14 protein-coding genes are annotated in these 12,332 nt (G+C 55.7%); 10 read left to right on the forward strand and 4 right to left on the reverse strand.

What is annotated here, in order from left to right; genetic code table 11:
- Positions 1-65: 65 nt before the first annotated feature.
- Positions 66-629, forward strand: coding sequence for a hypothetical protein (locus tag WC370_03615; protein MFA5308559.1), 564 nt, complete (start codon positions 66-68; stop codon positions 627-629).
- Positions 630-1,241: 612 nt separating this feature from the next.
- Entirely contained in the window at positions 1,242-1,604 is a 363-nt protein-coding gene (locus tag WC370_03620; GenBank protein ID MFA5308560.1) for a type II secretion system protein, read from the forward strand.
- A gap of 89 nt (positions 1,605-1,693) precedes the next feature.
- Here WC370_03620 and WC370_03625 read toward each other — a convergent pair whose 3' ends face one another.
- Together WC370_03625 and WC370_03630 are read right to left on the reverse strand one after the other, a co-directional pair.
- Complete coding sequence (locus WC370_03625) at positions 1,694-2,350, reverse strand: YggS family pyridoxal phosphate-dependent enzyme (GenBank protein MFA5308561.1); 657 nt, start codon at positions 2,348-2,350, stop codon at positions 1,694-1,696.
- A 481-nt stretch (positions 2,351-2,831) separates the two neighbouring features.
- On the reverse strand, positions 2,832-3,437 hold the full coding sequence (locus tag WC370_03630; protein ID MFA5308562.1) for a hypothetical protein: 606 nt from the start codon (positions 3,435-3,437) through the stop codon (positions 2,832-2,834).
- 197 nt (positions 3,438-3,634) lie between these two features.
- Between WC370_03630 and WC370_03635 the strand changes: the two genes are divergently transcribed.
- The 5 genes from WC370_03635 to WC370_03655 all read left to right on the forward strand — a co-directional run bounded on the left by WC370_03635 (position 3,635) and on the right by WC370_03655 (position 7,371).
- Positions 3,635-3,907, forward strand: a complete 273-nt coding sequence (locus WC370_03635; protein ID MFA5308563.1) for a SemiSWEET family transporter — start codon at positions 3,635-3,637, stop codon at positions 3,905-3,907.
- Between the two features lie 342 nt (positions 3,908-4,249).
- The gene (locus tag WC370_03640; GenBank protein MFA5308564.1) at positions 4,250-4,633 is read left to right on the forward strand and encodes a TraR/DksA family transcriptional regulator; all 384 of its coding nucleotides are present in this window, start codon (positions 4,250-4,252) and stop codon (positions 4,631-4,633) included.
- Positions 4,602-5,108 carry a signal peptidase II gene (gene lspA / locus WC370_03645; GenBank protein ID MFA5308565.1) on the forward strand — a complete coding sequence of 169 codons (507 nt, stop codon included), beginning with the start codon at positions 4,602-4,604 and terminating at the stop codon, positions 5,106-5,108. Before WC370_03640 ends, lspA begins: the two co-directional genes overlap by 32 nt.
- The gene (locus WC370_03650) at positions 5,105-6,001 is read left to right on the forward strand and encodes an RluA family pseudouridine synthase (protein ID MFA5308566.1); all 897 of its coding nucleotides are present in this window, start codon (positions 5,105-5,107) and stop codon (positions 5,999-6,001) included. The genes lspA and WC370_03650 overlap by 4 nt, the downstream gene beginning before the upstream one ends.
- A gap of 176 nt (positions 6,002-6,177) precedes the next feature.
- Positions 6,178-7,371, forward strand: a complete 1,194-nt coding sequence (locus WC370_03655; protein MFA5308567.1) for an aldo/keto reductase — start codon at positions 6,178-6,180, stop codon at positions 7,369-7,371.
- Between the two features lie 90 nt (positions 7,372-7,461).
- Here WC370_03655 and WC370_03660 read toward each other — a convergent pair whose 3' ends face one another.
- On the reverse strand, positions 7,462-7,920 hold the full coding sequence (locus WC370_03660) for a hypothetical protein (GenBank protein MFA5308568.1): 459 nt from the start codon (positions 7,918-7,920) through the stop codon (positions 7,462-7,464).
- Between the two features lie 866 nt (positions 7,921-8,786).
- On the opposite strand from WC370_03660, the gene WC370_03665 reads away from it, so the two are divergent.
- From WC370_03665 to WC370_03675, 3 genes are read left to right on the forward strand one after another with little or no spacing between them, the layout of a single operon-like run.
- Complete coding sequence (locus WC370_03665) at positions 8,787-9,278, forward strand: NAD(P)H-dependent oxidoreductase subunit E (protein MFA5308569.1); 492 nt, start codon at positions 8,787-8,789, stop codon at positions 9,276-9,278.
- A complete protein-coding gene (locus WC370_03670) occupies positions 9,275-11,173 on the forward strand; it encodes an NADH-ubiquinone oxidoreductase-F iron-sulfur binding region domain-containing protein (GenBank protein MFA5308570.1) in 1,899 nt (632 codons plus the stop codon). Before WC370_03665 ends, WC370_03670 begins: the two co-directional genes overlap by 4 nt.
- Positions 11,170-11,808, forward strand: a complete 639-nt coding sequence (locus WC370_03675; protein ID MFA5308571.1) for a 2Fe-2S iron-sulfur cluster-binding protein — start codon at positions 11,170-11,172, stop codon at positions 11,806-11,808. Before WC370_03670 ends, WC370_03675 begins: the two co-directional genes overlap by 4 nt.
- Positions 11,809-11,810: 2 nt before the next feature.
- On the opposite strand, the gene WC370_03680 is transcribed toward WC370_03675, so the two are convergent.
- A complete protein-coding gene (locus WC370_03680) occupies positions 11,811-12,299 on the reverse strand; it encodes a GNAT family N-acetyltransferase (protein MFA5308572.1) in 489 nt (162 codons plus the stop codon).
- Between the last annotated feature and the right edge of the window lie 33 nt (positions 12,300-12,332).

A 12,332-nucleotide genomic window follows, 5' to 3' on the forward strand; every position in this document is an offset into this window, starting at 1 on the left:
CTCCGGAGCTTTATAATTAATATGAAAAGAAAGTACGGCTCATTTTTATGGCGGGAGGTCAGCCCATGGAAAACGATACAGTTGTAGCCACCGGGAAAAAATCGGTTACCATCGTCGTCAGCCGCACGGTATTTCCGGGACATGAGAGCGACTATGATAGCTGGGTGCGGCAGCTGGTGGCGGCGGCCCGGGAAGCCCCCGGCAATATCGGGGTGACCCTGCTTATCCCGGAGCCGGGTAAAACGGGGCTGCACCATCTCGTCATGCAGTTCGCGGACGAAAAGTCCATGCACATCTGGGAGACCTCTTACGTGCGCCAGAAGCTCACCCACGAGGCGGACGCCTTCTCCCGCTCCGTGCGCCAGATGGCCACCGGGCTGGAAACGTGGTTCTCTATCCCGGAATGCCCGGAGCTGGAAACGCCTCCCCGCTGGAAAATGTCCATCGTGACCTTTCTGGCGGTTTACGTGCTGTCCATCATCATCGTGCCGCTGCTGGGCTGGATCTTCGATATCAATTTCTACATAGAAAGTATTTTAGTGGCCGGGCTGCTGGTGGTTATCCTCTCCTACGCCGTGATGCCGGTCTTGAGCCGCTATGTCTTCCGCAAGTGGCTGTATAAGAGATAGACCTGACCCTCATTGTCATGCTGAATGCAGCGAAGAATCCGCCATTCTCCCCTTCCCCCCTCGCCCTCTCTGTCAACGGAGAGGGCGACACAGAGGGGTGAGTTCCGTTACATCCCCTCATACCTCCGCCATAAAACACACTACCCGGTTTTCTAATCCCCTATCGTCCCTCTCCTTGCCAGCGGGGAGAGGACAAGCGGAAGAGGGGTGAGTTCCGTTACATCCCCTCATACCTCCGCCATAAAACACACTACCCGGTTTTCTAATCCCCTATCGTCCCTCTCCTTGCCAGCGGGGAGAGGACAAGCGGAAGAGGGGTGAGTTCCGCTGCACCTTCTCATACCTCCGCTTAAAACACGCTGACCCGGTTTTCTAATCCCCTATCGTCCCTCTCCTTGCCAGCGGGGAGAGGGATAAGAGGGAAAGGGGTGAGTTCCCCCCGGAATTAATAGCCTGTTTATTTCCTCCGCCACTATTTTTACGTTATTTTTACGCATCCCGTTGTAAACTTCACCACTTGTTTGCTGATAGCTCAGGCCTGCGGTGTAATATTACGGATAAAATAACCGGCTGCCGCAACGGCTTTTGAGTAATATCAGGAGAAGAAGAAATATGAGTACCGGCAAAAAGACGCGCCGCGGCGAAAAAGGCCCCCTGGTCGAGCTGCTTATCGTGTTTACCCTGCTGGGCGTCCTGGCGGCTATCATGATACCCAGCGTGGCGGGGATGGTGGGCTACGGCCACGAGCAGAGCGACGCGGCGGAGCTTTCCATCGTGCAGACGGCCATGGACGCCATGATGGCCAAGGAAAATGTCAGCACCGTTACCGTGACTACCAACACCTCTAACATGGAGGCCTTCCCGGCGGGCAATCCGCTTTACCCCGGCTACCTGAGAACGGCTAACACCCAGGGCAGCTACACCACGGATAACGTCGGCCTGGTCTCGCTGGTATCCACCGGCTACCCGGACTAGCCATAGCAGTAGCTAATAACGGGTATTCTGCGGCGGTCCGGGTGAGGGTCGGCGCGATTTCCCCGCCCCCGGCCAGGCAGGATACCCGTTTAGTCTCTCTGGCCGAATATCCCGCTGCCGATTCTGACGATGTTGGCACCTTCCTCGATAGCGACCTTATAGGAGTCCGTCATCCCCATGGAAAGGTACTGCATGGTGACGCCGGGTATATTTAGACTTTTCAGTCGGTCGAATACTTCCCGCGTTGTCGCGAAGTAAGCCCGCGATTCTTCCGCCCCGCCCGTCAGCGCCCCCATGGTCATTAGCCCCGCCACCCGGATATTTTTTAGTTCCGCTATGGCCGTTATCAGCTTTTCGGCGTCTTCCGGGTTCACGCCCGCTTTCTGCGCCTCCCGCCCGCTGTTCACCTCGATGAGCACCGGCATTACCTTGCCCGTCTGGCCGCACCTCTGGTCTATCTCCGCCGCTAGCTCCAGGGAGTCCACCGTCTCTATCATGTCGCAGATGGCCACCGCTTTTTTTACCTTGTTCTTTTGCAGGTGCCCTATAAAGTGCCACCGTGCTTTGCCCCCCACCTCTCCGTAAGCCCTTTCCGCCTCCTGCACGTAGTTCTCCCCTATTATCCCCACCCCGGCGTTCACCGCTTCCATGATTTCCTGCGGCGTCCTGGACTTGGCGGCCGCCACCAGCTCCACCCCGGCCGGCAGCCCGGACAGTATCTGCTTCACCTTCTCCGTTATGTTCATGTAAGCTGTTGCGCCTCCGCTTTATTTTACCGTATGCGGCAGGCATAACCAAGCGGCCGACCGGGGTTTTTTCTGGTTCGGTCAGGATACCGTGCTTGATAGACTCGTACTTTACATGTTAAAAAAGAGGCTGGGGAGCGAGATGTACCCCGCGACCAAATACCAACCAAACCCGGTCAAATACGGAACTCCCTTGACACTCAACTATTTTGGGATATTTTATTCTTGAACACGACAAATTGAAGCGCGTGTTAAAAAAGGAGTAGCTTGACGGAGAGGGTCGCCAGACCCTCTCTACTAAATCTCCCCTCTCCAAACATTTGCTCTCCGGCTTAACACCTGACCCGTTTGGAGAGGGGCCGGGGGTGAGGCATGTGCCGGGGAAAATGGTCATAACTTAAAAAAAGACACGCGTTTCCCCGAACTGTATAACCGGGAAAAACGGTGCTGTGGTACGGGGCAAAGGCGGGGTGTCCTGAGCTTAAGAGGACACCATCTGTCTTTTCTTTTTTCTTTCCGTTCCGGCCAGATCTTCCTTGATGGAGAGGGACATGGAATTGAGCTTGGCGGCATCGGTAAATTTCCTTTGCGCGGCCAGCTCTTCCTGGGCGGTGATGCGTATCACCCGTATGTCCGCCAGTACTTTCTGGATTTCTTCGCTGGCCTGGCGGATTAGCTCTTCTATCTCCCGCTGCGTTTCCAGCCGGGAGTGGAGTATCAGCTGGTGGGCTTCGCTGCGCGCCCGGGTGGCCGTGTCTTGTTGGAACCTTAAAGCGTCCGCCCTCATCTTGCGGATTTCATCCCGCTCCTGCTGGGCGCTGATTTTTATCCGCCGCACGGCCTGGGCCGCTTCTTTCAGGCTGGAAAAGTCGTCTTTGATGGTGCTGGCGGCTGGGCGCGCTGCGCCGGGGAGCATGCTCTGCGGTCTCACCGTTTTGTTTACCGGCGCCGGCCGGTTCAGGGACGGTAGCAGCGCGGGTGGCTTCGGCGCTGCCGCTTTCGGCGTCGCGGCTTTGGCGCTGTTGTCCCCCCCGCCGGGTGCCCCTTTTATCGGCGCGGTATTGGCTTTAATCGGCATATTTTTCATTTTAACCCCTTAAAACACGGACAATCGGTCTCCAGTTAGATACTACATCCTGCCCCGGTAAAAAAAGATATGGATGTCCCCTAATGTGGCTGGGTGTGTCCCCCCAACTTTCCCGCCCCCCGGGGCCGCTGTGCCGGATGGGCTTTCTATGCTACAATTAAGGCATCCGTGGTACTTTCTTATCAGGAGGTCTTGCTTTGTCTTCCGTTGAGTATCTGGGTATGGCAGCCGGACTGCTGACCACTTTCGCCGTGATTCCTCAAATCATCCGCGTCTATAAGCTGAAAAGCGCCCGCGAGATAAGCCTCCTCTTTAATTCCTTCATGGTGGCGGGTATCGCCGTCTGGCTGGTTTACGGGATTATCCAGGGTTTGTTTTCTATAATTATCTGGAATATTATCGGCGTTATCCTGAACGGCTGGCTGCTGTTCGCCAAGCTTAAGTACGGGAGAGTAAAGTCCTCCGGCTGAAAGCCTGTTTTTACCCGCTGTGCCCGCTACCCGCCGCCGCGTGTTAAGAATTTCTTAAAAATTCAGGTCAAACCCATTGACCAAACTAAGGAAATGGTTTACACTGTTGGTATGTTTTGTCCCCTGATAGCTGGAATAGAGGTGCTTAAAATCCCTGCCTCGGCTGTTCTGCGCCGGCTGGCGTCGGGCTTCTATGGCTGTCCGGGGGCCCTCCTGTTCTAGTCAGCCCCCCTTCTTCTGTTCTTTCCTTTATTTTTCATATAACAGCATACATACCTGAGAGGGTGGATAAAATCCGACGGGCCTTTCTCCAACAGGGTGAGGAAGATGATGGAGGCACACATGACGGCTAATTTCAATAAACAGCGCGCACTATTGGAAAACGAGCGCAAGCGTCTCATGGGTGAGATGTCGCAATCGCAGACGAATATGTCCAGCCAGGAGGAAAGGCGGGAGGGCAGTCCTTTCGGCAAGCGTGAGGAAGAGGCCACCGAGACCCTGGAGCTGGAAAAGCGTCTGGCGCTGGAGAACCGTATCCGGCAGGAGCTGTCCCAGGTAGAGTATGCTCTGGACAAAATTGAAAAAGGAACCTACGGTTTATGCGATAATTGCGGTAAGCCCATCCCCCCGGCCCGCCTGGAGGCCTTGCCGCAGGCTAACCTTTGCCTGAACTGTAAAGAGTTGCTGGCTAAGAATGGAAAATTTACACCGCCGCCTGCAAGGTAGCTGGCGGGACGTCTTTTTCGGCGGTATTGCCGTTCTGGTCATTATCGCCGACCAGTTGACCAAATGGTGGATAAGGTCCAGCATCGCCCTGGGAGATGTGCTGGTGGACAAAGGCTTTGTCCAGATTATCCGCATTGAGAACAGCGGGGCTTCTTTCGGCATTCTCCGGGGGCATACCTCGCTTATCATCGCCGCCGTTTTCGTGGAGATGGTCATTATCCTGGCGGCCGTCTATCTGTTGCGCAAGCGTCTTTCTTTCCTGGATAGTATGCCGATGCGCATCGGCGCCGGGCTGATTTTCGGCGGGGCTATCGGCAACCAGGTGGACCGCCTGGTGTTCGGAAGCGTGACGGACTTTGTGGACTTCAAGGTCTGGCCGGCCTTTAATGTGGCCGATGCCTCGGCGGTGGTGGGGACTATCATCGTGGTGTATTGCATCATTTTCCTCTCCGGAATCGGTAAGCGTAAAGCATGACCAGGGATTTTGTACTCGTGGCTGATACCGCGGGCGTCCGCCTGGACAAATTCGTCGGGGACGGGTGCCCGGAGCTTTCCCGCACCCATGCCCGCCAGCTTATCGACGATGGTCTGGTCACCGTCAACGGTAAGGCGGCCAAACCCAGCCTGAAGCTCTCCCCCGGCGATAAGATAAACGTCTCCATCCCCCCGGAACCCCCCTCCGCCCTGGCGGCGGAAGACATTCCCCTGACGATTATCTATGAAGACCCCGACCTCCTGGTTATAGATAAACCGGCCGGCCTGGCCGTCCACCCCGCCCCCGGCACCGGTTCGCATACCCTGGTCAACGCCCTGCTGCATTACCTGCCCGGCCTGGCCGCGGACGCGGATTCACTGCGCCCCGGCATCGTGCACCGTCTGGATAAAGACACCTCCGGCCTGCTGGTGGTGGCCAAAAACCGCGTGGCGCAGGCCAATCTCTCCGACCAGTTTAAAAGCCGCTCCGTCTCCAAGACCTACCTGGCGCTGGTCAAAGGCAAACTGACGCCGGAGCAAGGCGTCATCGAGGCGGATATCGGGCGGGACCCGCATCACCGGCAGCGTATGGCGGTCGTCTCCAGCGGCCGGGACGCGCGCACGGACTACCGCGTTATCCGCTATTGCGGCAACTATACTTTGCTGGAAATCAAGCCGGAGACCGGCCGCACCCACCAGATACGCGTGCACCTGGCGGCCATCGGCTTCCCCGTCGTCGGTGACGCGGAATACGGCTATAAGTCCCCCCACCTCGCCCGCCAGTTCCTCCACGCCCACAAGCTCCGCTTCAAGCTCCCCGCCACCGGCGCTTTCGTCGAGTTCGAGTCCCCCCTCCCCCCGGATTTGGAAAAAGCCCTGGCGGAAATCTGCTAGATAGGGCTGTGTCATTCTGAGCAAAGCGAAGAATCCGCTCCCCTTTTTCCCGCTTTGACCTTGGAGTTTTTCTTCCATTATTTGCATTCCTTGCGAAAAAGTGCCAGAATTAGTTTGCACTATCTTGATATATCGCGTTATAATATCATAATTAATTAATTTTTGGAGAGAAAACTATGCATTATCGTAATTTCGGCAAACTTGACTGGAAGGTATCGGCGCTGGGTTTCGGCGCCATGCGCCTGCCGGTCGTTGGTGAAGACCAGAGTAAAATCGACGAGCCGGAAGCTATCAGGATGATTCGTTACGCCGCCGACCACGGCGTCAACTACATCGATAGCGCCTATCTCTACCACATGGGCCAGAGCGAGGTGTTGGTGGGCAAGGCGCTTAAGGACGGCTATCACGACAAGATGAAGGTCGCCACCAAGCTCCCCGCCCGCATGGTCGAAAAAGCGGAGGACATGGACCGCATTCTCGGCGAGCAGCTGACCCGGCTGGACATGCCTAAAATCGACTTTTATCTGCTGCACGGGCTGAACCGGGAGGGCTGGGACAGGGTACGGGACTTCGGCGTTTTGAAGTGGGCGGAAAAGCAGATGGCGGCGGGGAAAATCGGCCGTCTGGGCTTCTCCTTCCATGACAGCTACGATGTCTTTAAGGAAATTATTGACGCCTATGATAACTGGGTCCTGGCCCAGATTCAATATAACTATATGGACGAGAACGAGCAGGCCGGCCGCAAGGGCGCCGAATACGCCGCCGGCAAGGGCATCGCGGTGGTGGTAATGGAGCCGCTCCGGGGCGGACGGCTCGCTAAAGACCCCCCGCCCGACCCCGTGGTTAAAGTCCTGGCCGCCGCCAAACGGAAAATGAGCGGCACGGAATGGGCTTTGCAGTGGGTCTGGAACCAGCCGGAAATCTCCGTGGCACTGAGCGGCATGAGCACCATGAAACAGGTGGAGGACAACGTGGCCTACGCCTCCCGCTCCAAGCCCGGCCTTTTCTCCGCCGCGGACAAGAAAGTGGTCGAGGATATCAAGGCGGCTTTCAAGAGCCTCAGCCCCGTTCCCTGCTCCGGCTGCCGCTACTGCCAGCCCTGCCCCAACAAGGTGGAAATCCCCCGCGTCTTCCAGATTTATAATGACGCCGTCATGTACGACGATATGAAAAGCGGTCAGTTCATGTATAATAGCCAGTTCGGCATCCCGCAGGACCAGCGCGCTGACCAGTGCGTTGACTGCGGCGAATGCGTCACCAAGTGCCCCCAGAACATTGATATTCCTGACTGGCTCAAGAAAGCCCACGCCGCGCTCTATATGGCGAATCCCCCCGGCCCTCCCGGCCCGCCCCCCAAGAAGGAAGAGTAGTTAGAAATTTGTAATTGGTAGTTTGGATACCCCACCACCCCCTTTCCCCGTGATTACGGGGAAAGGGGGTGTATAAGGCATACATCCTTGTTATTTTATATCGAGTTTGTAACGTTTCCCTGGTTCAATTGTTTGAATTCGAAGAATCGTACCGGTTTCAAGCTGGTTCTTATGTACGTCAAACCAATTCTTTAACCTGCTTTGAATATACACTCCTTTATCTGGATCCCCAATATGCGTACCTTTAGGAGCAGACGAAATATGCGTCTTAATCTCTCCCATGTCTGTTTCTACCAAAAAAGGCAGTTTATAACCCGGGAAAAATCTCCTTATCCTTTTAGGCACAGGTATTAGGTGCCATCTCTGTGACGTAGATAAGCTTTTAATCTCTATATCTACATATTTATCGATTATGGTATTATCTTTCTGTTTTACTCCTAGTATCACTTTGAGTACTTCATTAGGTGTATTAAAAACCATTCCTAATTCTACCGCTTTTTTCTTAAGTTCATTCATCACGCTATCATCAATTTGTAAAGTCGTAACCATATTTAACTCCTTAGTATATTAGTTCTTTAGTTATCACTATGTCACTATTTACCTATTTTGTCAAGTACATTATCATTCTTAATACTGCTTATGAGAAATAAGGACATGAATATATCGTATTCCCCGTTGTCTTTCCTGCCCCGTATCAAGTACGAGGTAAACTCCAACTGGAATCCATCCTTTTCCAGGTTCGCCTTTTCGCAGGGGGGGGGGGAGCAAAGAGGTTTTATCTTTTTATCTTTACTCTGTGTCTTTGTGCCGATTCCTTACCTAATGCGGCATCCCGATGAACGAAGTGAATCGGGAAGATTTGAGATTTGATTTGGTGTTTGTATCTTGGTTATTTCTCTTCCCGCTCACCCTGAGTGAGCGACCTTGTCGCCATCCCGTATGACGCAGGAATCGGGACTTGTCGAAGGGTCCGGCGCAGGTAGCCGTGCCCCGTATGTTAATCGGGGCTGGAATCCATCGTTCTTCTCCGCAGCATTTAGGGGCATTGGCGTCCCTCTTTGTAAAAGAGGGATAAGAGGGAGATTTAAGCCCGCGTCACCATCCCCTTCCTTTTCTCCCTTATCCCCTCTATACTGTTAACTGTAAACTGTTTACTATCAACTGTTAACTGTAAACTGTTAACTCACTTACCATAAACAAAAAAACAAATACCCGGTTTTTGAAGCTGACTTAACATATAACAAAAAACAAATACTTAGCTACAAATCGTACGTGGACCTTAACAAAAAAATATTAAAAACAATTATCAATCCCCCCGCTCACCCTGAGCTTGTCGAAGGGCCCCCTAATCTCTTCCCCCTCTTCCTTGACAAACTCTCCTCCCTTCGCCAGAATTGAAGCATCGGAGGTGTACCTTGCCGGGACCTGATATTCTAGCAGCCACGGAGCAAATTTTATCCGCCTTTACCCCGGAGCGGCCTAATCTCATCCCCATCCTCCAGGCCGTCCAGGGCAAGCTCGGCTACCTGCCGCGCTCCGCCATGCAAGCCATCGCCGGCTATCTCCGCATCGCGCCGGTGGATGTGTACGGCGTGGTCACCTTCTATAACCAGTTCCGCCTCAACCCGCCCGGCAAGCACTCCGTCAAGGTTTGTTTAGGCACCGCCTGCCACATGAAAGGCGGCTACATCGCGCTGGACGCCTGGCAGCGCCGCCTCGGCATTAGCCCCCGCCAGACCACCCCGGATAGAGAGTTCGACCTTGATACCGTCGCCTGCGTGGGCTGCTGCACGATGGCCCCAGTCACCGTCGTGGACGGCAAGCCGGAGGCCAGGGTGGACCCGACCCGGGTGGACGGCATCCTGCTGTCTTTCGGGCGCGAGCCGCCAGCGAAGGACCAAAAGTGAACCCGATTAACCCCGCTCCCGCTTTCCGGGAGCTGCGCGATAAAGCCGGGGCGAAGTTGCGCCGGCTCAAGGACGGTAAGACCGTTATCATGGTGGGTGCCGCCACCTGCGGCCGGGCCGCCGGCGCTCTGGACGTGCTCCGGGCTTTCCGCGACGAGGTAAAAAAACACAATCTCGATTGCCCGGTCATCGAGGTCGGCTGCCTGGGCCACTGCTACGCGGAGCCTCTCGTCATCATCGGTAAACCCGGCTGGCCGCCCGTCGCCTACGGCTACGTTAATCCCGTTATCGCCGAACGACTGGTCAACGAGTTCATTCTCGGCGATAACCCCTGCCCGGAGTTCGTCCTGGCCGCCCTGGCTCCGAACGACCTCCTTCCCTCCTTCCAGGACTTCCCCCGCGCCCGGTACGAGCGGAAAATCATCCTGCAAAACTGCGGCCTTATCGACCCATCTGATATTAACGACTCTATCGCCAACGGCGGCTATAGCGCTCTCGCCAAAGCTTTAGCCCTGCCTCCCCAAAAAATAATCGCTGAAATTCAAAAGTCCGGCCTGAGGGGCCGGGGCGGGGCCGGCTTCCCCGCCGGTCAGAAATGGCAGGCCTGCCGTGACGCCCAAGGCACGCCGAAGTACCTCATCTGTAACGCGGACGAGGGCGACCCCGGCGCTTTTGTCGACCGCGCCCTGTTGGAGAGCGACCCCCACGGCATTATCGAGGGGATGCTTATCGCCGGGTACGCGGCAGGGGCTGACCGTGGCTATATCTACGTCCGCGCCGAGTACCCCCTGGCCGTAGAACGACTCCAAATAGCTTTGCGTCAGGCGGAAGATTACCACCTCATTGGCAGCCATATTCTGGGCACGGACTATTCCCTGGAGATAACCCTTTTCCAGGGTTCCGGCGCCTTCGTCTGCGGGGAGGAGACCGCCCTCATCGCCTCGCTAGCAGGCCAGCCCGGCCTGCCGCGCTATCGCCCCCCCTACCCCGCCGTCAAAGGGCTTTTCGGTCAGCCCACCGTGGTCAATAATGTCAAGACCCTCGCTTATGTTCCCCGGATAATGGCTAACGGCGCGGACTGGTTCCGCGGCATCGGCGCCGCAGACAGCCCCGGCACCGCCGTCTTCGCCCTGGCCGGGAAAATCGTCAATACCGGCATGGTGGAAGTGCCTATGGGCACTACTTTGCGCCGCATTATCTACGACGTCGGCAGCGGCATCCCCAAAGGCAAGAAGTTCAAAGCTGTCCAGATTGGCGGCCCTTCCGGCGGCTGCCTGCCGGAAAGCGCCCTGGACCTGCCGGTGGACTTTGATTCGCTGCAAAACGCGGGCGCTATCATGGGCTCCGGCGGTATGGTCGTTTGTGATGAGGACGATTGCATGGTGGAGATGGCGCGCTATTTCCTGGAGTTTACCCGGCGCGAGAGCTGCGGCAAGTGCACTTTCTGCCGCCTCGGCACCCGGCAGATGCTGGAAATCCTGACGGACTTCACCCTCGGTCAGGGGAAGCTGGCCGACCTTGCCATCCTGGAAAAGCTGGCCGGGGAGGTCGGGGCGGGGTCGCTCTGCGCTCTGGGGCGCACCGCCCCTAATCCCATCCTCACCACCCTGCGCTACTTTAGAAATGAATACGAGGAGCATATCACCCTGGGTCGCTGCCCGGCCCTGATGTGCCGGCACCTTATCGCCTACTATATCCTCCCGGACAAGTGCGAGCGCTCCTGCGATGCCTGCGTGGGCGCCTGTACCGTGGAAGCCATCAGCCCCGACAAGAAGCGGATAAAAGTCATCGACCCCGAGAAATGCGTCAAGTGCGGCACCTGCCTGCCCGCCTGCCCGCCGCAGTATAACGCGATAGTAAAACTTTCCCCGCCCAGCGAGGTTCCCTGCAAATGAAAACCGTGACGCTGACTATCGACGGAAAAGTCATTAAAGCCCGCGCCGGGGAGAAGCTTTTATGGGCTGCCTTGGAGAACGGTATCTATATCCCCAACCTTTGCGCCATCCGGGAGAGAGAGGAGCCCGATGCTTCCTGCCGCCTGTGCTGGGTGGAGGTTGAGGGGCAAAGCGACCCTGTCCCCGCCTGCGCTATCGGGGTGCAAGAGGGCATGGCGGTGAGTACCAAAGGTGAAAAAGCTTTAGCTTTAGCCCGCGCCGCCTTCGAGCTTCTGATGGCCTCCCACGCCCTGGACTGCGCTCATTGTCAAGCCAACGGCCGGTGCGAGCTGCAAAAAATAGCCAAAGTGTTGAAGTGCAGCCTCAAACCCAAACGACTCCGCCTGCTTTTACGGGATTTGCCTGTAGATGACAGCAGCCCTCTCTTCTCCTACGACCCCAACAAATGCGTCCTCTGTGGTCGCTGTGTCTGGGAATGCCGTAAGCACCGGGAAAAAGCCATTATGGGATTCGCCCACCGGGGCTTTGAACGCAGGTTGACCACCTTCGCCGATGAACCGATAGGAGCGGACCGGTGCCTGGACTGCTCAGAGTGCGTTAAAGTGTGTCCCACCGGGGCGCTTACACTCAAGTAAAATTAAATCCGCCGTATCCAGGTGTGCTGGTAATCTCCGTATCCCTGTTTTTTCCAGAAAGAGCATGCTGCTCTATTCTTTGCCAGGAGCTGAATCTCTACGACGCTGATGTCTCTAGAGCGGAACCACTTCAGGATTTCAGCGTGCAGCTTTTCACCGATACCCTGCCGGCGATAGCTTTCTGTAACATATAGATGATTAACGAAACCGCATTGTCTTATTTCTGAGTTCGGCATTTCAAGTATATCAGCGATTGAATAACCGATGATTTTCTGCCCGTCCAGAGCTATCTGCACTAGTCTTTGTTCCGATTTCATGGCGGGGCGGAGGAATTCGTTTTCAAAGCCCGATGCAGACTCGATACCTTTGGTAAAAAAGTCATCACCGGGAGCGAGAGTAGCGTCGATATCAGCATGGAACTTCATAAATCCCAGCCACAACTTGCAGATATCCGGGATATGGCGTTCCTCTGCTTTAACAATTTCAATCATAAGAACAATATTTTAGATAAAATAGGTCTATAA

The organism is Dehalococcoidales bacterium (assembly GCA_041652735.1).
In the GTDB taxonomy this organism is placed as follows: domain Bacteria; phylum Chloroflexota; class Dehalococcoidia; order Dehalococcoidales; family RBG-16-60-22; genus RBG-13-51-18.